24 protein-coding genes are annotated in these 18,870 nt (G+C 68.9%); 10 read left to right on the top strand and 14 right to left on the bottom strand.

Annotation, left to right across the window (positions count from 1 at the left end):
• Positions 1–2: 2 nt before the first annotated feature.
• From ACY0MJ_RS20035 to ACY0MJ_RS20025, 3 genes are read right to left on the bottom strand one after another with little or no spacing between them, the layout of a single operon-like run.
• Complete coding sequence (locus ACY0MJ_RS20035) at positions 3–1,067, bottom strand: YheT family hydrolase (protein ID WP_462640310.1); 1,065 nt, start codon at positions 1,065–1,067, stop codon at positions 3–5.
• On the bottom strand, positions 1,045–1,497 hold the full coding sequence (locus tag ACY0MJ_RS20030; RefSeq protein WP_462640309.1) for a YybH family protein: 453 nt from the start codon (positions 1,495–1,497) through the stop codon (positions 1,045–1,047). Before ACY0MJ_RS20030 ends, ACY0MJ_RS20035 begins: the two co-directional genes overlap by 23 nt.
• A 35-nt stretch (positions 1,498–1,532) precedes the next feature.
• Positions 1,533–2,273, bottom strand: a complete 741-nt coding sequence (locus ACY0MJ_RS20025; protein ID WP_462640308.1) for a hypothetical protein — start codon at positions 2,271–2,273, stop codon at positions 1,533–1,535.
• 43 nt (positions 2,274–2,316) lie between these two features.
• On the opposite strand from ACY0MJ_RS20025, the gene ACY0MJ_RS20020 reads away from it, so the two are divergent.
• From ACY0MJ_RS20020 to ACY0MJ_RS20000, 5 genes are all read left to right on the top strand, one after another.
• Positions 2,317–2,934 carry a LemA family protein gene (locus ACY0MJ_RS20020; RefSeq protein ID WP_462640307.1) on the top strand — a complete coding sequence of 206 codons (618 nt, stop codon included), beginning with the start codon at positions 2,317–2,319 and terminating at the stop codon, positions 2,932–2,934.
• A 10-nt stretch (positions 2,935–2,944) separates the two neighbouring features.
• Positions 2,945–3,859, top strand: coding sequence for a TPM domain-containing protein (locus ACY0MJ_RS20015; protein WP_462640306.1), 915 nt, complete (start codon positions 2,945–2,947; stop codon positions 3,857–3,859).
• Complete coding sequence (locus ACY0MJ_RS20010) at positions 3,859–4,368, top strand: TPM domain-containing protein (RefSeq protein WP_462640305.1); 510 nt, start codon at positions 3,859–3,861, stop codon at positions 4,366–4,368. Before ACY0MJ_RS20015 ends, ACY0MJ_RS20010 begins: the two co-directional genes overlap by 1 nt.
• Positions 4,369–4,439: 71 nt before the next feature.
• Positions 4,440–5,015: a DUF2239 family protein gene (locus ACY0MJ_RS20005; protein WP_462640304.1), complete on the top strand. Its 576-nt coding sequence runs from the start codon at positions 4,440–4,442 to the stop codon at positions 5,013–5,015.
• On the top strand, positions 5,012–6,394 hold the full coding sequence (locus tag ACY0MJ_RS20000; RefSeq protein WP_462640303.1) for an MATE family efflux transporter: 1,383 nt from the start codon (positions 5,012–5,014) through the stop codon (positions 6,392–6,394). Before ACY0MJ_RS20005 ends, ACY0MJ_RS20000 begins: the two co-directional genes overlap by 4 nt.
• Here ACY0MJ_RS20000 and ACY0MJ_RS19995 read toward each other — a convergent pair.
• The 11 genes from ACY0MJ_RS19995 to ACY0MJ_RS19945 all read right to left on the bottom strand — a co-directional run bounded on the left by ACY0MJ_RS19995 (position 6,391) and on the right by ACY0MJ_RS19945 (position 15,293).
• A complete protein-coding gene (locus ACY0MJ_RS19995; protein WP_462640302.1) occupies positions 6,391–7,494 on the bottom strand; it encodes an ABC transporter substrate-binding protein in 1,104 nt (367 codons plus the stop codon). The genes ACY0MJ_RS20000 and ACY0MJ_RS19995 overlap by 4 nt on opposite strands.
• Positions 7,495–7,613: 119 nt before the next feature.
• Positions 7,614–8,042, bottom strand: a complete 429-nt coding sequence (locus ACY0MJ_RS19990; protein ID WP_462640301.1) for a F0F1 ATP synthase subunit epsilon — start codon at positions 8,040–8,042, stop codon at positions 7,614–7,616.
• A gap of 86 nt (positions 8,043–8,128) precedes the next feature.
• Positions 8,129–8,557 carry a F0F1 ATP synthase subunit epsilon gene (locus tag ACY0MJ_RS19985; protein WP_462640300.1) on the bottom strand — a complete coding sequence of 143 codons (429 nt, stop codon included), beginning with the start codon at positions 8,555–8,557 and terminating at the stop codon, positions 8,129–8,131.
• 3 nt (positions 8,558–8,560) lie between these two features.
• Positions 8,561–9,970: a F0F1 ATP synthase subunit beta gene (gene atpD, locus ACY0MJ_RS19980; protein WP_462640299.1), complete on the bottom strand. Its 1,410-nt coding sequence runs from the start codon at positions 9,968–9,970 to the stop codon at positions 8,561–8,563.
• Positions 9,971–9,988: 18 nt separating this feature from the next.
• Entirely contained in the window at positions 9,989–10,870 is an 882-nt protein-coding gene (gene atpG / locus ACY0MJ_RS19975; RefSeq protein WP_462640298.1) for a F0F1 ATP synthase subunit gamma, read from the bottom strand.
• 75 nt (positions 10,871–10,945) lie between these two features.
• Positions 10,946–12,499, bottom strand: a complete 1,554-nt coding sequence (gene atpA, locus ACY0MJ_RS19970; RefSeq protein WP_462640297.1) for a F0F1 ATP synthase subunit alpha — start codon at positions 12,497–12,499, stop codon at positions 10,946–10,948.
• Positions 12,500–12,528: 29 nt separating this feature from the next.
• Complete coding sequence (locus tag ACY0MJ_RS19965; RefSeq protein ID WP_462640296.1) at positions 12,529–13,059, bottom strand: F0F1 ATP synthase subunit delta; 531 nt, start codon at positions 13,057–13,059, stop codon at positions 12,529–12,531.
• 9 nt (positions 13,060–13,068) lie between these two features.
• Entirely contained in the window at positions 13,069–13,539 is a 471-nt protein-coding gene (locus tag ACY0MJ_RS19960) for a F0F1 ATP synthase subunit B (RefSeq protein WP_462640295.1), read from the bottom strand.
• A 69-nt stretch (positions 13,540–13,608) separates the two neighbouring features.
• A complete protein-coding gene (gene atpE / locus ACY0MJ_RS19955) occupies positions 13,609–13,872 on the bottom strand; it encodes a F0F1 ATP synthase subunit C (RefSeq protein WP_440480530.1) in 264 nt (87 codons plus the stop codon).
• A 62-nt stretch (positions 13,873–13,934) separates the two neighbouring features.
• Positions 13,935–14,807, bottom strand: a complete 873-nt coding sequence (atpB, locus tag ACY0MJ_RS19950) for a F0F1 ATP synthase subunit A (protein ID WP_462640294.1) — start codon at positions 14,805–14,807, stop codon at positions 13,935–13,937.
• Between the two features lie 6 nt (positions 14,808–14,813).
• Complete coding sequence (locus ACY0MJ_RS19945; RefSeq protein WP_462640293.1) at positions 14,814–15,293, bottom strand: ATP synthase subunit I; 480 nt, start codon at positions 15,291–15,293, stop codon at positions 14,814–14,816.
• 153 nt (positions 15,294–15,446) lie between these two features.
• On the opposite strand from ACY0MJ_RS19945, the gene ACY0MJ_RS19940 reads away from it, so the two are divergent.
• The 5 genes from ACY0MJ_RS19940 to lipA all read left to right on the top strand — a co-directional run bounded on the left by ACY0MJ_RS19940 (position 15,447) and on the right by lipA (position 18,819).
• Positions 15,447–15,893, top strand: coding sequence for a DUF4149 domain-containing protein (locus ACY0MJ_RS19940; RefSeq protein WP_462640292.1), 447 nt, complete (start codon positions 15,447–15,449; stop codon positions 15,891–15,893).
• 69 nt (positions 15,894–15,962) lie between these two features.
• Complete coding sequence (locus ACY0MJ_RS19935; RefSeq protein WP_462640291.1) at positions 15,963–16,844, top strand: D-amino acid aminotransferase; 882 nt, start codon at positions 15,963–15,965, stop codon at positions 16,842–16,844.
• Between the two features lie 4 nt (positions 16,845–16,848).
• The gene (locus tag ACY0MJ_RS19930; protein WP_462640290.1) at positions 16,849–17,151 is read left to right on the top strand and encodes a YbeD family protein; all 303 of its coding nucleotides are present in this window, start codon (positions 16,849–16,851) and stop codon (positions 17,149–17,151) included.
• A 4-nt stretch (positions 17,152–17,155) separates the two neighbouring features.
• Entirely contained in the window at positions 17,156–17,812 is a 657-nt protein-coding gene (lipB, locus tag ACY0MJ_RS19925) for a lipoyl(octanoyl) transferase LipB (protein ID WP_462640289.1), read from the top strand.
• Between the two features lie 8 nt (positions 17,813–17,820).
• Positions 17,821–18,819: a lipoyl synthase gene (lipA, locus tag ACY0MJ_RS19920; protein ID WP_462640288.1), complete on the top strand. Its 999-nt coding sequence runs from the start codon at positions 17,821–17,823 to the stop codon at positions 18,817–18,819.
• Positions 18,820–18,870: the final 51 nt, after the last annotated feature.

Genomic DNA, 18,870 nt, shown 5'->3' with positions numbered 1-18,870 from the left:
GCCTACAACGCCGCCGGCACCGTCATCGGATGGTCCGGCCACGCCTTCGGCACCTGCGGCGTGATCCCCGCGGCCTGCAGCAGCCAGGCGCTCACCGCCTCCGGCATCGCCATCACGTGCCCCGGGAAGCTGCCCGCGGGGAAGCCCACGTGGCCGCCGTGCTCCGGCTGCCACAGCGTCACCCAGTCGCTCACCTCCTCGCGCCGCGGCAGGCTGGCCGTGGGGATGAAGGGATCGTTGCGCGAATTGAGCGCCAGCGCCGGGATGCGGATGCGGCGCAGGTGCGGCTTGGCCGACGCGCGCGCCCAGTAGTCGTCGGTGCTGGTGAAGCCGTGCACCGGCGCGGTGAAGATGTTGTCGAACTCGTAGAGGTCGCGTGCCCGCAGCAGCGCCTCGCGGTCGAACAGCCCCGGGTGCTGCGCCCACTTCGACAGCGCCTTGGGCTTCATGGTGCGCAGGAACATCGTCGTGTACACCACGCGGTTGAAGCCGCGCCCGATGGCGTGGCCGCCGGCCGCCAGGTCCAGCGGCGAGCACACCGCCGCCACCGCCTGCGCGACGCTGCCCGCGGCCTCGCCGTTCTCCGCGGCCCAGCGCAGCAGCGCGTTGCCGCCCAGCGAGACGCCCACGGCCACCATGGGCCCCAGGTGCCGCTCGCGCAGGCGCCGCAGGATGAAGTCGATCTCCTGGTGGTCGCCGGAGTGGTAGGCGCGCGGCGCCAGGTTCATCTCGCCGCTGCAGCCGCGGAAGTGCGGCACCACGTAGGTGAGCTTGCCGCGCCAGGCGACGTCGGCGAAGGCCTCGGAGTAGTGGCTGCGCGAGGAGCCCTCCAGCCCGTGGAACAGCACGATCAGCGGCCGGCGCGGCGAGACGTCGTTGTCCAGGAAGTCGAGGTCCACGAAGTCGCCGTCGGGCGTCGTCCAGCGTTCGCGCCGGTAGGCGGGCACGGGCCCGCGCGTGCGGCGCGCGACCAGCGCCGGCCAGATGGTCTGCAGGTTGCCCCCGGGCAGCCACCACGGCGCCCGGTAGGCCTGCATGAAATCGCTAGTGAAGGACCGCAGGGGCATCCGAGACTTCCTGGATTTCGCTGGTGGTGCCCGGGCTCGCGTGGTGCGCGACGAGCCGCCAGCCCTGCGCCGTGCGGTGGTAGACGTTGGTCGCGATCACCCAGGCGTTGGCCGGCCCGCCGGGCGCGAGCACCTCCACGCGTTCGAGCACGTTGTGCACGCTGCTGCCCACCGCCACCGTCTTGCGCACCCGCTCGGGCCAGGCGCGCACCGAGCCGCCTTCGGCGAACATGGCCTCGAAGGTGGCGCGGATCGCGGTGGCGCCGACGACGCGCGGGCCGCCGGGATGGATGCAGAAGATGTCGTCCTCGTCGGCCCAGCACGCCATGAGCTTGTCGATGTCCCCGCGCTGGAGGGCATCGTAGAAGGCGGCTTCGATGTCGTCGGCATCGCCCTCGAGATGGGCGGCCTGGAGCTTGGACTTGCGCATACGGACGGCTGTGCACCGATTGTGCCCCGCCTCGCTCAGCGCAGCCAGCGCCGCGCGACCGTCCAGGCGTCCTGTTGCGCCGCTTGCCACACCAGCTCCGGCGCGGCCACGTGGATCCCGGGCGGCGCGAGGCGCAGGGCGGCCGCGAGCAGCTGCGCCACCTTGGCCGCGCGCACCGGCTGCTCGCTCGAAGGCACCATGTACTTGAAGACCGACAGCATCCAGCCCGCGAGCCGGCCGCCCGCGCTCGCGTGGCGACGGGCTTGCGGCTTCTGTGCCGAGCGAAGCAGCAGCAGGCGCTCGAAGCCGAGGCTGGCGATCGCCTGCTCGTCGAGGCTGGCGAGCCCGCGCTTGAGCGCCTCGGGCAGCCGCCCCGCCGCGTGCGGCAGCACGATCGCGAGCGTCTGCACGCCGCCTTCGCGCAGCCAGCGCGCGAGAGCGGGCAGCTGCGCGGGCGTCGGCGTCCACAGGGCGCGCTCGCGCTCGTAGAACATGCGGGGCGGGTCGAACAGGACGACGGCGACGTCGGCATCGGCGGGCGGCCACTGCTCCGGCGCGCTGGAGGGCACGAGCGTCGTGCGCACTCCGCGCACGCCTTCGGTGATGGGCTCGCGGGCGAGCACCTGCGTGTCCTCGAAGGCCGAGGACCCCGCGAGCCGCCGCAACACTTCGTTGCCGAGGACGCCGGTGGCCCCCGCGATGAGCAGGCGCGGCTTGCGCACGGATGGCGTCGGCCGGGCGGCGGCGTGGAGCACTTGAATCGGGTCCTGCGCCATCCCATCTATGCTACCTTTGCACGTTGCCGAGGAAGGAACCGACATGAAGAAGTGGCTGCTGATCCTGGCTTTGCTCGCGACGCTCACCGGTTGCGGCTACAACGATTTCCAGCGCCTGGACGAACAGACCAAGTCCGCCTGGGCCGAGGTGCTGAACCAGTACCAGCGCCGCGCCGACCTGGTGCCCAACCTCGTGGCCACCGTCAAGGGCGAGGCGAACTTCGAACAGGACACGCTCACCAAGGTGATCGAGGCGCGCGCCAAGGCGACTTCGGTGCAGGTCACGCCCGAGACCCTGAACGATCCGCAGGCCTTCCAGCGCTTCCAGCAGGCGCAGGGCGAACTCTCCAGCGCGCTGTCGCGGCTGCTGGTGGTGAGCGAACGCTATCCCGACCTGAAGGCCAACCAGTCCTTCCGCGACCTGCGCGTGCAGCTGGAGGGCACCGAGAACCGCATCACGGTGGCCCGCAACCGCTACATCCAGGCGGTGCAGGAGTACAACGTGCTCGCCCGCAGCTTTCCGAGCAACCTGACGGCGATGATCTTCCACTACGAACCCAAGCAGAACTTCACCGTGCAGAACGAGGCGCAGATCTCCGCCCCGCCGACGGTGGACTTCAGCAAGCCGGCGGCGCCGGCGGCTCCCGCGGCGTCGCGCTGACGCCTTTGCCGTGAGGTGGTTGTTCGCGTTCCTGCTGGCGGCCTGCGCGGCCTTCGGCGCGGCCGCCCAGGGCGTGCTGCCCGTGCCCGAGATCACGGCGCGGGTCATGGACCAGACCGGCACGCTCGATGCGATCCAGCGCAAGGGGCTCGAGGAGAAGCTCGCCGCCTTCGAGCAGGCGAAGGGCACGCAGATCGTCATCCTGATCGTGCCGACGACGCTGCCGGAGGACATCGCGAGCTATGCCAACCGCGTCGGCAACACCTGGAAGATCGGGCGCAAGGAGGTCGGCGACGGCATCCTGATCATCGTCGCCAAGGAGGACCGCCAGGTGCGCATCGAGGTCGCGAAGACGCTCGAAGGCGCGGTGCCCGACCTCGCGGCCAAGCAGATCATCGACGAGGCGATCACGCCGCGCTTCCGCCAGGGTGACTTCGCCGGCGGCCTGCAGGCGGGCGTGGACCAGCTGATCGCGCGCATCAGCGGCGAGCCGCTGCCGGCGCCGCAGCGCCCCGCGCAGCGCCCGGGCGGCGGCAACGCGGGCTTCGACTGGTTCGACCTCGCGATCTTCCTGTTCTTCGCCGTGCCCATCGCGGGCGGCGTGCTGCGCGGCATCTTCGGACGCAAGCTCGGCTCGCTCGTCACGGGCGGCGGCGTGGGCCTGGTCGCGATGCTGGTCACCTCCAGCATCGTCGTCGCCGTGCTGGCCGGCGTGTTCGGCCTGTTCCTGTCGCTGCTCTCGGGCGGCGGGCCCTTCGGCGGCGGCATGCGCCGGCGCGGCTGGGGCGCGCCGGTGATCTTCCCCGGCGGCGGCTGGGGCGGCGGCCATCGCGGCGGCTTCGGCGGGGGCGGGTTCGGCGGCGGGGGCTTCGGCTCCGGCGGCGGCGGCGATTTCGGTGGCGGCGGCGCCTCGGGGAACTGGTGATGATCGCGCGCCTGAAACGCATCCTGCGCCACCGCTGGCTCGACGAGTCGGACACGCGCCGCGCCATCCCGCCCGCGCTGCTGGAGACACTCGCCGCCTACGTCGCCGACAGCGAGCGCCGCCACACGGGCGAGATCCGCATCTACGTCGAAGCGGGCCTGCCCCTCAGCTATCTCTGGCGCGACGCGCCCCCGCGCGAGCGCGCCGTGGCCCTCTTCGGCAAGCTGGGCGTGTGGGATACCGAGCAGAACAACGGCGTGCTGATCTACCTTCTGCTGGCCGAACACGCGATCGAGGTCGTCGCCGACCGGGGCCTGAGCGCCCATGTGCCGGCGCAGCACTGGCAGCAGATCGTGCAGGGCATGGGCGAGGCCTTCCGCGCCGGCCGCTACGAGGAGGGGCTGAAGCAGGCGGTGGACGCGGTGTCGGCCCTGCTGGTGCGGCACTTCCCGGCGGCGCCGGGCGCGGCCAACGCCAACGAGCTGCCGGACGAGCCGGTGCTGGGCTGAGGCAACAGTCCTTCACAATTTACCCGGGCTCAATTCACTTTCTGCATTTAAGCCCGGGTAGAATTTGGCGCATGCACAGCGCCTCCTCCACCTCCTACGCCGCCTTCCTGGGCACCCGCCGCCTCGCCGAAGGCTCCCTGTCCGAAGTCGCGCGCGCGGCCGCCCGCCTCGGCGAGCCTGGCGACGCGCCGCTCCTGGTCTTCGACGAGGAAGGCCGGCAGGTCGAACTCGATCTCCGCGGCGGCCCCAAGGAAGCGGCGCAGCGCGCGGCCCCGGCCGCCGCCCCGGCGCCTGCCCGCGGGCGCGGCCGCCCGCACCTGGGCGTGGTCGCGCGCGAAGTGACGCTGCTGCCCCGGCACTGGGAGTGGCTCGCGGCGCAGCCTGGCGGTGCCTCGGTGACGCTGCGCAAGCTGGTGGAAGAAGCGCGCCGCAGCGGCGCCGGCGATGCCAAGCGCGCGCAGGAGCGCGCCTATCGCTTCCTCACCGCCATCGGCGGCGACCTGCCCGGCTACGAAGAGGCGCTGCGCGCGCTGTTCGCCCGCGATGCGACGCGCTTCGCCGCCACGCTTGCCGGCTGGCCGCCGGACGTGCGGGAGCACGCGCAGCGGCTGGCCAAGGGCGCCTTCGCCCAGGAAGGCGCGCCATGAAGAACCCTGGCACGACCACCCTCGCCACGCCGGCCGCGCCGCCGCCCCTGTGGCGCAGCTTCCTCGTGTTCCTCGGGCCGATGATCCTGGCCAACCTGCTGCAGTCGCTGTCCGGCACGCTGAACAACGTGTTCGTCGGCCAGATGCTGGGCACGCAGGCGCTGGCCGCGGTCGCGGGCCTGTTTCCCATCCTGTTCTTCTTCATCTCGCTGGTGATCGGCATCGGCGCCGGCGCCTCGGTGCTGATCGGCCAGGCCTGGGGCGCGCGCGAACCGCACAAGGTGAAGGCCATCGCCGGCACGGCGCTGGCGCTCGGCCTCGCGATCGGCGCGGTGGTGGCGCTGTTCGGCGGCGCCTTCACGCAGGCGCTGCTGCACGCGCTGGGCACGCCGCCGGACGTCGTGCCGATCGCGCTCGGCTACGCGCGCACCATGATGCTGGCGATGCCGGGGCTGCTGGTGTTCATCCTGCTCACGCAGCTGATGCGCGGCGTGGGCGACACGGTAACGCCGCTGTGGGCGCTGCTCATTTCCACCGCGGTGTCCTGCGTGCTCACGCCGGCCTTCATCCGCGGCTGGGGCGGGCTGCCGCAGCTGGGGGTGACGAGCGCCGCCGTCGCGTCGATCTGCGCCTTCCTCGCGGCGCTGGGTTTCCTGTTCTGGCACATGCGGCGCAGGAACCATCCGCTGGCGCCGGACCGCGAGCTGCTGCACGCGCTGCGCATCCAGCCGCGGCTGCTGAAGCTGGTGGTGCGCATCGGCCTGCCCACCGGCGTGCAGATGATCGTGATCTCGGTGGCGGAGATCGCGCTGCTGTCCATCGTCAACGGATTCGGCTCGGACGCGACGGCCGCCTACGGCGCCGTCAACCAGGTGGTGAACTACGTGCAGTTCCCGGCGCTGTCGATCGCGATCACCGCCTCCATCCTGGGCGCGCAGGCCATCGGCCGCGGCCAGCCCGAGCGCCTGCGCGCGATCACGCGCACGGGACTGAAGATGAACCTGGCGATCACGGGCGCGCTGGTGCTGCTCGGCTACCTGTTCTCCCGTCACCTGATGGCGATGTTCATCACCGAGGAGCCGGTGCTCGAGGTGGCGCAGCACCTGCTGCACATCATGCTGTGGAGCAGCCTGGTCTTCGGCTGCGCTTCGGTGCTGAGCGGCGTGATGCGCGCGAGCGGCGCGGTGCTGGTGCCCACGGCGATCTCGATCTTCTGCATCCTGGCGATCGAGGTGCCCTCGGCCTGGGTGCTGAGCCGCGCGCGCGGGCTCGATGGCGTGTGGCTGGCATACCCGATCACCTTCGCGGCGATGCTGGTGCTGCAGGCGCTCTATTACAAGCTGGTGTGGAAGAAGCGGCGGATCGAGCGGATGGTCTAGTCGCGCACTTCGCCGTTCGGGCGCAGGAGGGCCATGCCCACGTAGCTGCCGCCGTGGTGGAAGTTGGGCTTGAAGTCGACGACGTAGCCGCCGGCGTCGTAGCGGCCCAGCGCCGCCAGCGAGCGGTGCAGCGAGGCGCGCGTGACTTCGCGGCCGCTGCGGCGCATGCCTTCCACCAGCACCTTGGCGGCGATGCAGGACTCCAGCGCCGTCACGGACAGGGGCTCCTTGAAGCCGGCGGCCGTCCAGGCCTCGTTGCATTCGCGCACGACCGGCACGCTCTGCGCCCGCGGCGTCGGCACGGTGATCGACACGGAGACGCCCGTGGCCGCCGGGCCGAGCGCCTTGGCCAGCTGGCTGGCGCCCGCGAACGACAGGCTCGTCACCATGGTCGCGCGGTTGGCGGCCTTCAGGCGCTTGATCATCTGCGCGGCCGGCGCGTACAGCGTGGTGATCACGAGCACGTTGGGATCGGAGTCGACCACGGCCTTGAAGTTGGCGTCGGTGACGTCGGCGTTGCGCTTGATGGCCACCGACACGGGCGTGCGGTTGAACTTCTGCAGCACGCGCGCCACCGTTTCGAAGTTCTGCTTGCCCACCGTGTCGTCGTAGTGCAGCACGGTGACCTTGGTCGAACCGAGGTTGCCCCAGAAGTTGATGATCTTCTCGATCTCGTCGGCGTAGGTGGCGCGGATCGTGTAGACGTATTCGTTCTGCTTGCGGATCGTGTCGGCCCCGGTGAAGGGCGCGATGAACGGGACCTTGCCCTCCAGCACCGCCGGCATCGCCGGGATGCTGAGGGTGGAAGAAGCGAAGCCGAAGAGCGCGACGACCTTCTCCTCGTTCACCAGCTTCTGCGCGTTCTCGGCCGACAGCTTGGTCTGGTTCTGGTCGTCGAGCGTGACGAGCTTGAGCTTCCCCTGGGGCAGGCCGCCGGCATCGTTGACTTTCTTGAAATAGGCGAGCGCGCCGTTGCGGATGTCGTTGCCCAGCTCGGCATTGGCGCCGGTGAGCGGGGCCGACTGGCCGACGACGATGTCCTGCGCGAAGGCGAGGGCGGGGGCTGCCGCGAGCAGCAGGGTGCAGGCTAGGGTGCGCATGGGGTCTCCAGCAACGGACGCGGCTGCCGCCGTCTTTGGCGGCAAGCTTACCGCCGGGCGGCCGGGCTGGTGCTCGGGTGTGACCCGCAGGCAACGGATCCCGGGGCTAGGGGGTTTTCTTACTTCTTGCGCAAATAGCGGCGCACTGCCGCCATTTCGGCCACGGCCACCGCCAGTTCCGACTGCGCGCGGGCCAGGTCGATTTCGCTGCTGGCGTTGCGCAGGGCCTCCTCCGCGGCGGCGCGGGCCGCGTTCGCCTTTTCCTCGTCGAGGTCGCGGCCGCGGATGGCGGTGTCCGACAGCACGGTCACCCGGCTCGGCTGCACCTCCAGGATGCCGCCGGCGATGAACACGAACTCCTCGCCGCCATCGGGCTTGACGATCCGCACGGACCCGGGCCTCACCCGCGTGATCAGCGGCGTGTGGCGCGGGTAGATCCCCAGTTCGCCGGCCTCGCCGGGCAGCGCGACGAAGCGGGCTTCGCCGGCATAGATGGATTCGTGGGCGCTGACGACGTCGACGTGGAGGGTGGGAGCGGCTTCGGCCATGCCCGGTTGTACTGCAAATAAAAAAGCCCCGTGACTTGCGGCACGGGGCTCGAGTGGGCTGGTTTTTAGCCCGTTCTTATTCAGTGCTACTTGTGTGCGCGAAACTTCCGCAGCGCCGCGATCTGCGCCGCCATCACGGCGAGTTCCGACTGGGCGCGGGCCACGTCGATCTCGCTCTTCGCGTTCTTCAGCGCCTCTTCGGCGGCCGCCTTCGCTTCGTTGGCCTTCTCTTCGTCCAGGTCCTTGCCGCGGATGGCGGTGTCGGACAGCACGGTCACGCGGTTCGGCTGCACTTCCAGGATGCCGCCGGCGACGAAGACGAATTCCTCGCCGCCGTCGGCCTTCTCGATGCGCACCGAGCCGGGCTTCACGCGCGTGATCAGCGGCGTGTGGCGCGGGTAGATGCCGAGCTCGCCGGCCTCGCCGGGAAGCGCGACGAAGCGCGCCTCGCCGGAGAAGATCGACTCCTCGGCGCTCACCACGTCGACGTGGATGGTGTGGACAGCGTCTGCCATCGCTTACGCGGCGATCTTCTTGGCCTTCTCGAAGGCCTCGTCGATCGTGCCGACCATGTAGAAGGCCTGCTCGGGCAGGTGGTCGCACTCGCCGGCCACGATCATCTTGAAGCCGCGGATGGTCTCGGCCAGGGGCACGTACTTGCCCGGCGTGCCCGTGAACACCTCGGCCACGTGGAAGGGCTGCGACAGGAAGCGCTGGATCTTGCGCGCGCGCGCCACGGCCAGCTTGTCTTCCGGCGACAGTTCGTCCATGCCCAGGATGGCGATGATGTCGCGCAGTTCCTTGTAGCGCTGCAGGGTCGCCTGCACCGAGCGGGTCGTCGTGTAGTGGTCCTCGCCGACCACGTTCGGGTCGACCTGGCGGCTGGTGGAATCCAGCGGGTCCACGGCGGGGTAGATGCCCAGCGCGGCGATGTCGCGCGACAGCACCACGGTGGCGTCCAGGTGGGCGAAGGTCGTGGCGGGCGACGGGTCGGTCAGGTCGTCCGCGGGAACGTACACGGCCTGGATCGAGGTGATCGAGCCCACCTTGGTGGAGGTGATGCGCTCCTGCAGGCGGCCCATTTCCTCGGCCAGCGTCGGCTGGTAGCCCACGGCGGAAGGCATCCGGCCCAGCAGGGCGGACACTTCCGTGCCGGCCAGCGTGTAGCGGTAGATGTTGTCCACGAAGAACAGCACGTCGCGGCCTTCGTCGCGGAAGGACTCGGCGATCGTCAGGCCGGTCAGCGCCACGCGCAGGCGGTTGCCCGGGGGCTCGTTCATCTGGCCGTAGACCATGGACACCTTGGAGTCGCCCAGCTTCTCCAGGTTGACCACGCCGGAGTCGGCCATCTCGTGATAGAAGTCGTTGCCTTCGCGGGTGCGCTCACCCACGCCGGCGAACACCGACAGGCCCGAGTGCGCCTTGGCGATGTTGTTGATCAGCTCCATCATGTTGACGGTCTTGCCGACGCCGGCGCCGCCGAACAGGCCCACCTTGCCGCCCTTGGCGAAGGGGCAGATCAGGTCGATCACCTTGATGCCCGTTTCCAGCAGCTCCTGCGAGGGCGACAGTTCGTCGTACGCGGGGGCCTTGCGGTGGATCGAGGCCGTCAGCGACTGGTCGATCGGGCCGCGCTCGTCGATGGGGTTGCCCAGCACGTCCATGATGCGGCCGAGGGTCGCCTTGCCGACCGGCACGGTGATCGCGGCGCCGGTGTTGTACACCGTCAGGCCGCGGCGCAGGCCGTCGGTGGAGCCCAGCGCGATGCAGCGCACCACGCCGTCCCCCAGCTGCTGCTGCACTTCCAGCGTCAGGGCGCTGCCTTCCATCTTCAGCGCGTCGTACACGCGCGGCATCTCGTCACGGGCGAACTCGACGTCCACGACGGCGCCGATGCACTGAACGATCTTTCCTTGGGTCTGGGCCATTGTCGATGCTCCGAATATTTAAACCGCTGCCGCTCCGGACACGATCTCCGAAAGTTCCTTCGTGATCGCGGCCTGGCGCGTCTTGTTGTAGACCAGCTTGAGTTCGTTGATCAGGTTGCCGGCGTTGTCCGTGGCGGCCTTCATCGCCACCATGCGCGCCGACTGCTCCGACGCCATGTTCTCCGCCACCGCCTGGTAGACCAGCGCCTCGACGTAGCGAAGCAGCAGGTCGTCGATCACCGTCTTCGCGTCCGGCTCGTAGATGTAGTCCCAGCCGTGCTCGTGCGAACCCGAGGCCTTGCTGTCGGCTTCCATCTTGGCGGCCGACAGGGGCAGCAGCTGCTCCACCACCGGCTCCTGCCGCATGGTGTTGATGAAGCGCGTGTAGCACAGGTACACGGCGCTCAGCTTGCCTTCGGCGTACTGGTCCAGCAGCACCTTCACCGGGCCGATCAGGCGCTCGAGGTGCGGCGTGTCGCCCAGCTGGGTGACATGCGACACAACCTGCGCGCCGATCCGGTTCAGGAAGCCGAGGCCCTTGTTGCCGATCGCCACGGTCTGCACGTTGACGCCTTCGGACTGCAGCTCGCGCAGCTTCTGCGTGACGGCGCGCAGCACGTTGGTGTTGAGGCCGCCGCACAGGCCCTTGTCGGTGGAGACGACGATCAGGCCGGCGGCCTTGGTGTCGTTCACCTTCATGAACGCGTGCGTGTACTCCGGGTTGGCCTTGCCGAGGTTGGACGCGATGTTGCGGACCTTGTCGCTGTAGGGCCGGGCCGAACGCATGCGGTCCTGCGCCTTGCGCATCTTGCTCGCGGCCACCATTTCCATGGCCTTGGTGATCTTCTTGGTGTTCTCCACCGACTTGATCTTGCCGCGAATCTCTTTTCCTGCAGCCATTGCCTTCCTTAGTCAGTTGAGGACAGAGCAGTCGCTTCGCTTCCTGGTCTGTCCCGCAAAGTTACTCGAACGGGCTCAGGCGAAGGTCTTCTTGAACGCTTCGATCGCGCTCGTGAGTTCCGCTTCCGCGTCCTTGTCCATGGCCTTCTGGGTGTCCAGCTTGTTGACCAGGGCGGCATGCTTGTCCTTCAGCCAGGCGTGCAGGCCCGACTCGAACGGCAGGACGCGCTTGACGTCGAGGTCGTCCAGGTAGCCCTTGTTCACCGCGAACAGCGAGGCGGCCATCAGCGAGATGGGCAGCGGGCTGTACGGGGGCTGCTTGAGCAGTTCCGTCACGCGCTGGCCGCGATCGAGCTGCTTGCGCGTGGCGGCGTCGAGGTCGGAGGCGAACTGCGCGAAGGCCGCGAGTTCGCGGTACTGCGCGAGGTCGGTCCGGATGCCGCCGGACAGCGACTTGATCAGCTTGGTCTGCGCCGCCGAACCCACGCGCGACACCGAGATACCGGCGTTGATGGCGGGGCGGATGCCGGCGTTGAACAGGTTGGTTTCCAGGAAGATCTGGCCGTCGGTGATCGAGATCACGTTGGTCGGCACGAACGCGGACACGTCGCCGGCCTGCGTCTCGATGATCGGCAGGGCGGTCAGCGAACCGGTCTTGCCCTTCACTTCACCCTTGGTGAACGCTTCCACGTAGTCGGCGTTCACGCGCGCGGCGCGCTCCAGCAGGCGGCTGTGGAGATAGAACACGTCGCCGGGGAAGGCTTCGCGGCCCGGCGGGCGGCGCAGCAGCAGCGAGACCTGGCGGTAGGCGACGGCCTGCTTGGACAGGTCGTCATAGATGATCAGGGCGTCCTGGCCGCGGTCGCGGAAGTACTCGCCCATCGTGCAGCCGGAGTAGGCGGAGATGTACTGCATCGCGGCGGACTCGGAGGCGGACGCGGCGACGACGATGGTGTATTCCATCGCGCCGTTCTGCTCCAGCGCGCGCACGATGTTCTTGATCGTGGACGCCTTCTGGCCGATCGCGACGTACACGCAGGTCATGTTCTGCCCGCGCTGGTTGATGATCGTGTCGACGGCGACGGTGGACTTGCCGGTCTGGCGGTCGCCGATGATCAGCTCGCGCTGGCCGCGGCCGATCGGCACCATGGAGTCGATCGACTTCAGGCCGGTCTGCACCGGCTGGTCCACCGACTGGCGCGCGATCACGCCGGGGGCGACCTTCTCGATCACGTCCGTCATCCTGGCGTTGATCGGGCCCTTGCCGTCGATCGGCTGGCCGAGGGCGTTGACGACGCGGCCGATCAGCTCGGGGCCGACCGGCACTTCCAGGATGCGGCCCGTCGTGCGGACGGTGTCGCCTTCCGAGATGTGCTCGTATTCGCCCAGGATCACCGCGCCCACCGAGTCGCGCTCGAGGTTCAGCGCCAGGCCGAAGGTGGGGGTGCCGTCGGGCGTGGGCTTGAACTCCAGCATTTCGCCGGCCATCGCGTCGGACAGGCCGTGCACGCGGACGATGCCGTCGGTCACGGAGATCACCGTGCCCTGGTTGCGGATGTCGGCGCTGGCGGCCAGGCCTTCGATCCGGCTCTTGATCAGTTCGGAAATTTCAGCGGGATTGAGCTGCATGACTTGTCCTTGGGGGAGGGCTGGGGCGCTTACGCCGCCAGCGCGACTTTCATTTGTTCCAGGCGGGCCCGCACCGAGGTGTCCAGCACCTCGTCGCCCACGACCGCGCGGATGCCGCCGATGAGCGACGGGTCTTCCTGCACGGTGACATTGAGCTTACGGCCAAACCGCTTCTCCAGCGCCGCGGCGACGCCGGCCAGCTGCTCGGCCGCGATCGGGAAGGCGCTGTAGACCACCGCGTCGGACGAGCCGGACTGCGCGTTCTTCATCGCACGGAACTGCCCGGCAATCTCGGGCAGCGCGGCCAGGCGGCCGTTCTCGATCACGGTGCGAAGGAAGTTCTGCGCGGCCGGCGGCAACTGCACGCGCGCGACGTCGGCGACGACGTCGAACACCTGGCGGTTGTCGACCTTGGGGTTGTCCGCGAACTGCAGCAGCTGGTCGTTGCCCGCCACCGCGGCGAGGGCATCGAGCCATTGCTCCGTGCCCTGCAGGTCGGCCTGCGAGGACTGGAACAGCGCTTCCGCGTACGGACGGGCGATGGTGGCGAGTTCGGCCATGCGTGCTCCTTACAGCTCGGTCTGCAGGCGCTTCAGCAGCTCGGAGTGCACCTGCGGGTTCACTTCCTTGCGCAGGATCTGCTCGGCGCCCTTGACGGCCAGCACGGCGACCTGCTCGCGCAGGGCCTCGCGGGCCTTCACCGTCTGCTGCTCCGCTTCGGCGCGGGCCGCGGCGATGATCTTGGCGCCTTCCTCGCTCGCGCGGGACTTGGCTTCCTCGACGATCGCCTGCGCCCGGCGCTCGGCGTCGGCCAGCAGGGAGGCGGTGTCGTTGCGCGACTTCGCCAGTTCCTCTTCCACGCGACGGTCGGCGGCGGCCAGTTCGGCCTTCGCCTTGTCGGCGGCAGCCAGGCCTTCCGCGATCTTGCGGGCGCGCTCGTCGAGCGCAGCCGCGATCGGCGGCCACACGAACTTCATCGTGAACCAGACCAGGATCATGAACACGATGATCTGAATGATGAGGGTGCCGGTGATGCTCACTTTTTCATCCTTGAACTCCCGCGTATTGCTCGGTTGCGCGGGAAGGGTTGGCCGGAAGGATGGACGCTCTTACTTCGGCAGGTTGGCCAGCTGGCCCAGGAACGGGTTGGCGGTGGCGAACCACAGGGCGATACCGACGCCGATGATGAACGCCGCGTCGATCAGGCCGACCAGCAGGAACATCTTGGTCTGCAGCTCGTTCATCAGCTCGGGCTGGCGGGCGGCGGACTCCAGGTACTTGCTGCCCATGATGCCGATGCCGATGCAGGCGCCGATGGCACCCAGACCGATGATCAGGCCGGCGGCCAGGGCGACAAAGCTGATAACTTCCATGATTGCTCCTAAAGGGACTTTGGTGGTTGACGAGAAAGGGTGGAAACGGTTGCCGCGGCGCGCTAGTGCGCGTCGTGGGCCTGGCCGAGGTACACGAGGGCCAGCATCATGAACACGAAGGCCTGCAGCACGATGATCAGGATGTGGAAGATGGCCCAGGCCGTGCCGGCGATGACGTGGCCGATGGCCAGGCCGATGCCGGTGCCGGACAGCGAGAACGCGCCGCCCATCATCGCGATCAGCAGGAAGATCAGTTCGCCGGCGTACATGTTGCCGAACAACCGCATGCCGTGCGAGACGGTCTTCGAGATGAACTCGATGATCTGCATGGCGAAGTTGGCGGGCCACAGCAGCGGGTGGTTGCCGAAGGGCGCGGTGAACAGCTCGTGCACCCAGCCGCCCATGCCCTTGATCTTGACGTTGTAGAACAGGCAGATCAGCAGCACCGAGACCGACAGGCCCATGCTGATCGACAGGTCCGCCGTCGGCACGACGCGCATGTAGGCGTGCGCGGGGTCGTGGCCGGCGGCCGCGTAGATGTGGCCCCAGATCCAGGGCAGCAGGTCCACCGGCAGCAGGTCCATCGTGTTCATCAGGATGATCCAGACGAAGATGGTCAGCGCCAGCGGCGACACGAACTTGCGGCTGTTGGCGTTGTGGACGATGCCCTTGGCCTGGGATTCGACCATCTCCACCAGGATCTCCACGGCCGCCTGGAAGCGGCCCGGGACGCCCGGCGTCGCCTTGCGCGCGGCGCGCCAGAAGAAGTAGCAGGTGAGCACGCCCAGCAGGACGGCCCAGAAGATGGAGTCGTAGTTGAAGACGGAGAAGTCGACGACGTTGCCCGGCTCGTGGTTCTGCAGGAAGGTGAGGTGGTGGACGATGTACTCGCCGGCGCTCATCCCGTGTTCCGCAACCGTGTTTTCGCTAGCCATTTCGTTTTAGCTCGATTTCGTCTTGGACCGTGGCGTGAATGCCAACGCCACCCAGTACACCTTCATCGCGAGCACCAGGCCCACCAGCAAAGCCGGCCAGCTCAGTGCCGCCACCAGCCTCGGCGCGGCCGCCAGCATGGCGAGCGACAAGGCGATCTTCACCATCTCCCACACGAGGAAGCCGACGGCGGCCGTCCCCGCGTTGATCGATGCGATCCGTCCGGTGAGCCCCCGCGCGAACACCGCTGCGGGAAGGACCACAGCCAATGCACCGTACGCGACGGACCACCCGACGTTTTGCTTCCCGGTGATTGCCCAGGCGACCAAGGCCGCCACGGCGCCCACCACCGCCTGGCCCGCCACCACCCACCAGGGACTGACCGGCGGGTTCTGCTCGCGCACGCGGCGCGCCTCTTCGGCGCTCAACGGGCGAACGGGGGGTTCCTGCGGCTCTTCAGGCAGCGGGGCGATTCTTCTTGTTGGCATGGACCGCCGCTGTAAGTCCTGAAAATTCTGGAAAGCCTCCCATTATAAGTAGAAACCCAGGCCGGTCCGCCAGCCCCGGCCATGGGCAGGCGCGGAGGCGACAGTGCGCGGCGCGCGCAGCACAATCCGCGCTCCTCCCTGGACTGGAATCCCATGGCCGACCTGCTCGTCTTCCTCCACCTCGCCGCCGCCATCTTCTGGATGGGCGGGATGGCCTTCGTCGTGCTGGCGCTGCGCCCCGTGCTGCACACGCAGCTGCAGCCGCCGGTGCGCCTGCCGCTGATGGCGCAGGTGCTGCGGCGCTTCTTCGCGGTGGTGGGGGCGAGCATCGCCGTGCTGCTGCTGACCGGCGTGCCGCTGCTGCTGCAGGCCCCGGCCGGGCAGGCGCCGCGCGGCTGGCACGCGATGGCGGGGCTGGGCGTGGTGATGATGCTGGTGTTCGGGCACATCGTGTTCTCGCCATGGCGCAGGGCGAAGCGGGCGATCGCGGCGCAGGACTGGCCGGAGGGCGGGAAGGGGATGAACCAGATCGCGGTGCTGGTGAAGGTGAACCTGGCGCTGGGGTGGATCGCGATTGCGGCCGTGCTGCTCTGGCGTTGAGTGAGTGCTGGGGTTCGCTGCGCTCACCGCCAGCCTACGAAGGCAGTGGGCTTGCCGCACAATGCTCCCATGAGCGAACCCATCCCCGCCCTTCCCTGCTGGCTCAATGGCCGCATGAGCACCACCGACCAGGCGCAGGTGAGCGTGCTGGACCGCGGCTTCATCTTCGGCGACGGCGTGTACGAAGTCGTGCCGGCGTACGCGGGGCGGCCTTTCCGCTTCGAGCAGCACATGGCCCGCCTGGACCGCAGCCTGGCCGAGATGCGCATCCGCAACCCGATGGACCGCGCCGGCTGGCGCGCGCTGGTGGAGCAGCTGGTCGATGCCTACGCGAAGCACGTGGGCAAGCCGGCCGCGGAAACCAACCAGCTCGTGTACCTGCAGATCACGCGCGGCGTGGCATGGCGCGACCACGTGATGCCGCCGGACCTCGAGCCCACGGTCTTCGGGATGGTGAACCGCCTCTACATCTACCCCGCCGAGGAGCGCGCCAAGGGCGTGGCCTGCGTCACGGCCGACGACTTCCGCTGGAAGAAGGCCCACATCAAGAGCACCAGCCTCGCCGGCGCGGTGCTGTCGCGCCAGATGAGCGCCGACGTCGGCGGCACCGAGACCATCATGTTCCGCGACGGCTTCCTGAGCGAGGCCGCGGCGTCGAACGTCTGGGTGGTGAAGGACGGCGTGGTCCTCGGTCCGCCCAAGGACAACCTGGTGCTGGAAGGCATCCGCTACGGCCTGCTGGAGGAGCTGTGCCGCGCGCAGGGCATCCCCTTCGAGCTGCGCCCGGTCTCCCGGGCGGAGGTGCTGGGCGCCGACGAGATCATCCTTTCCTCGGCCACGAAGGAAGTGCTGCCCTGCACCGTGCTGGACGGAAAGCCAGTTGGAAACGGCAAGCCGGGCCCCATCTACGACAGGCTGTTCGCAGGCTACCAGCAAGCCAAACGCTCCTGACCGCATGTCCGCTTCCATCTTCCCGCCGCCCTCCGCCGCCGACCCCCGCAAGGATTCGCTGATCGAATACCCCTCGGCCTTCCCCATCAAGGTGATGGGCCCGAAGGTGGACGGCTTCGTCCACGCGGTGACGACGATCGCCCGCCAGTTCGACCCCGGCTTCGACGCCGCAACGGTGGAGCTGCGCGACAGCAGCAAGGGCAACTACCTCGGCATCACGATCACCGTGACCGCGACCAGCCGCGAGCAGCTGGACGACCTGTACCGGGCGCTCACTTCGCACCCGATGGTCAAGGTCGTCCTGTAAGCCGATGCAGGTGAAGGTGCTCGGGCGGGTGGACTACCTGCCCACCGTGCAGGCAATGGCCGCCTTCACCGAAGCGCGCACGCCCGACTCCCCCGACGAACTGTGGCTCTGCGAACACCCCCCGGTGTTCACGCAGGGCCTCGCCGGCAAGCCGGAGCACGTGCTCGCGGCGGGGGACATCCCGGTGGTGCCCACCAACCGCGGCGGCCAGGTGACCTACCACGGGCCCGGGCAGGTGGTCGCGTACCCGCTGCTGGACCTGCAGCGGGCCGGGTACTTCGTCAAGGAGTACGTGTACCGGCTGGAAGAAGCCGTGATCCGCACGCTGGGCAAGGCCGGCGTGACGGGGCACAGGGTGCGGGGGGCGCCGGGGATCTATGTGCGTCTCGAGGATCCCTTCAGTCACGCGCGGTTGCCCGCCCCGGAGGATTTCACCGGCCTCGGCAAGATCGCCGCCCTCGGCATCAAGGTCTCCCGCCACCGCACCTACCACGGCCTCGCCTTCAACGTCGCGATGGACCTGGAACCCTTCTCCCGCATCAACCCTTGCGGTTACGCAGGACTGCGCACCGTCGACCTTTCTACAATGGGCGTTCCCATGACATGGAATGATGCCGCCGCGCTGCTGGGCCACGAGCTCGAGGTGCTGCTGGCCCCCTGAAAGCCCCCATGAGCACCAGCAACGTCGTGCGCGAGGCGCAGACCGTCGAGAACTACCAGGCCGGCGCCAAGCAGAAGGCCGCGGCCAAGCTCTCGCGCATCCGCATCCACGTCGAGCAGGGCGAAGTCCTCAAGAAGCCCGACTGGATCCGCGTGAAGGCGGGCTCCGCCAGCTCGCGCTTCTACGAGATCAAGCAGATCCTGCGCGAGCACAACCTGCACACGGTCTGCGAGGAAGCCTCCTGCCCCAACATCGGCGAGTGCTTCGGCCGCGGCACGGCGACCTTCATGATCATGGGCGACAAGTGCACGCGCCGCTGCCCTTTCTGCGACGTCGGCCACGGCCGGCCCGACCCGCTGGACGCGAGCGAGCCCGAGAACCTCGCCCGCACGATCGCCGCGCTGAAGCTCAAGTACGTGGTGATCACCAGCGTGGACCGCGACGACCTGCGCGACGGCGGCGCCGGCCACTTCGTCGAGTGCATCCGCCGCACGCGCGAGCTCTCGCCGTCCACCACCATCGAGGTGCTGGTGCCCGACTTCCGCGGCCGCGACGACCGCGCGCTGGAGATCCTGAAGGCCGCCCCGCCCGACGTGATGAACCACAACCTGGAGACGATCCCGCGCCTGTACAAGGAAGCGCGGCCGGGCTCCGACTACCAGTTCAGCCTGAACCTGCTGAAGAAGTTCAAGGCGCTGTTCCCGGACATCCCGACCAAGAGCGGCCTGATGGTCGGCCTGGGCGAGACCGACGAGGAGATCCTGGAGGTCATGCGCGACATGCGCGCGCACGGCATCGAGATGCTGACCATCGGCCAGTACCTCGCGCCCAGCACCTCGCACCTGCCGGTGCGCCGCTACGTGCACCCGGACACGTTCAGGATGTTCGAGGCGAAGGCCTACGAGATGGGCTTCCACCACGCCGCCGTCGGCGCGCTGGTGCGCAGCTCCTACCACGCCGACCAGCAGGCGCATGCCGCCGGGGTGGCGACCGAAACGAACGCCTGAGCTGGGTTCCGCGGCCCCCGGAAGGGCGGCGCTCCGTGATACTGCGCGCAA

The sequence above is a fragment of the Ramlibacter sp. bp-362 genome, assembly GCF_054956735.1.
This window is presented reverse-complemented; position numbering and strand designations above follow the sequence as displayed.

Excerpts from the sequence above, each read along its gene's own strand:
- lipA (WP_462640288.1), top strand. The coding sequence starts at position 17,821 with ATGAGCACCAGCAACGTCGTGCGCGAGGCGCAGACCGTCGAGAACTAC.
- lipB (WP_462640289.1), top strand. The coding sequence starts at position 17,156 with ATGCAGGTGAAGGTGCTCGGGCGGGTGGACTACCTGCCCACCGTGCAG.
- ACY0MJ_RS20005 (WP_462640304.1), top strand. The coding sequence starts at position 4,440 with ATGCACAGCGCCTCCTCCACCTCCTACGCCGCCTTCCTGGGCACCCGC.
- atpD (WP_462640299.1), bottom strand. The coding sequence starts at position 9,970 with ATGGCCCAGACCCAAGGAAAGATCGTTCAGTGCATCGGCGCCGTCGTG.
- ACY0MJ_RS20035 (WP_462640310.1), bottom strand. The coding sequence starts at position 1,067 with ATGCCCCTGCGGTCCTTCACTAGCGATTTCATGCAGGCCTACCGGGCG.
- ACY0MJ_RS20020 (WP_462640307.1), top strand. The coding sequence starts at position 2,317 with ATGAAGAAGTGGCTGCTGATCCTGGCTTTGCTCGCGACGCTCACCGGT.
- atpA (WP_462640297.1), bottom strand. The coding sequence starts at position 12,499 with ATGCAGCTCAATCCCGCTGAAATTTCCGAACTGATCAAGAGCCGGATC.
- atpE (WP_440480530.1), bottom strand. The coding sequence starts at position 13,872 with ATGGAAGTTATCAGCTTTGTCGCCCTGGCCGCCGGCCTGATCATCGGT.
- ACY0MJ_RS19995 (WP_462640302.1), bottom strand. The coding sequence starts at position 7,494 with ATGCGCACCCTAGCCTGCACCCTGCTGCTCGCGGCAGCCCCCGCCCTC.
- ACY0MJ_RS19935 (WP_462640291.1), top strand. The coding sequence starts at position 15,963 with ATGAGCGAACCCATCCCCGCCCTTCCCTGCTGGCTCAATGGCCGCATG.
- ACY0MJ_RS19990 (WP_462640301.1), bottom strand. The coding sequence starts at position 8,042 with ATGGCCGAAGCCGCTCCCACCCTCCACGTCGACGTCGTCAGCGCCCAC.
- atpG (WP_462640298.1), bottom strand. The coding sequence starts at position 10,870 with ATGGCTGCAGGAAAAGAGATTCGCGGCAAGATCAAGTCGGTGGAGAAC.
- ACY0MJ_RS19945 (WP_462640293.1), bottom strand. The coding sequence starts at position 15,293 with ATGCCAACAAGAAGAATCGCCCCGCTGCCTGAAGAGCCGCAGGAACCC.
- ACY0MJ_RS19985 (WP_462640300.1), bottom strand. The coding sequence starts at position 8,557 with ATGGCAGACGCTGTCCACACCATCCACGTCGACGTGGTGAGCGCCGAG.
- ACY0MJ_RS20010 (WP_462640305.1), top strand. The coding sequence starts at position 3,859 with ATGATCGCGCGCCTGAAACGCATCCTGCGCCACCGCTGGCTCGACGAG.
- ACY0MJ_RS19940 (WP_462640292.1), top strand. The coding sequence starts at position 15,447 with ATGGCCGACCTGCTCGTCTTCCTCCACCTCGCCGCCGCCATCTTCTGG.
- ACY0MJ_RS19965 (WP_462640296.1), bottom strand. The coding sequence starts at position 13,059 with ATGGCCGAACTCGCCACCATCGCCCGTCCGTACGCGGAAGCGCTGTTC.
- atpB (WP_462640294.1), bottom strand. The coding sequence starts at position 14,807 with ATGGCTAGCGAAAACACGGTTGCGGAACACGGGATGAGCGCCGGCGAG.
- ACY0MJ_RS20000 (WP_462640303.1), top strand. The coding sequence starts at position 5,012 with ATGAAGAACCCTGGCACGACCACCCTCGCCACGCCGGCCGCGCCGCCG.
- ACY0MJ_RS20030 (WP_462640309.1), bottom strand. The coding sequence starts at position 1,497 with ATGCGCAAGTCCAAGCTCCAGGCCGCCCATCTCGAGGGCGATGCCGAC.
- ACY0MJ_RS20025 (WP_462640308.1), bottom strand. The coding sequence starts at position 2,273 with ATGGCGCAGGACCCGATTCAAGTGCTCCACGCCGCCGCCCGGCCGACG.
- ACY0MJ_RS19930 (WP_462640290.1), top strand. The coding sequence starts at position 16,849 with ATGTCCGCTTCCATCTTCCCGCCGCCCTCCGCCGCCGACCCCCGCAAG.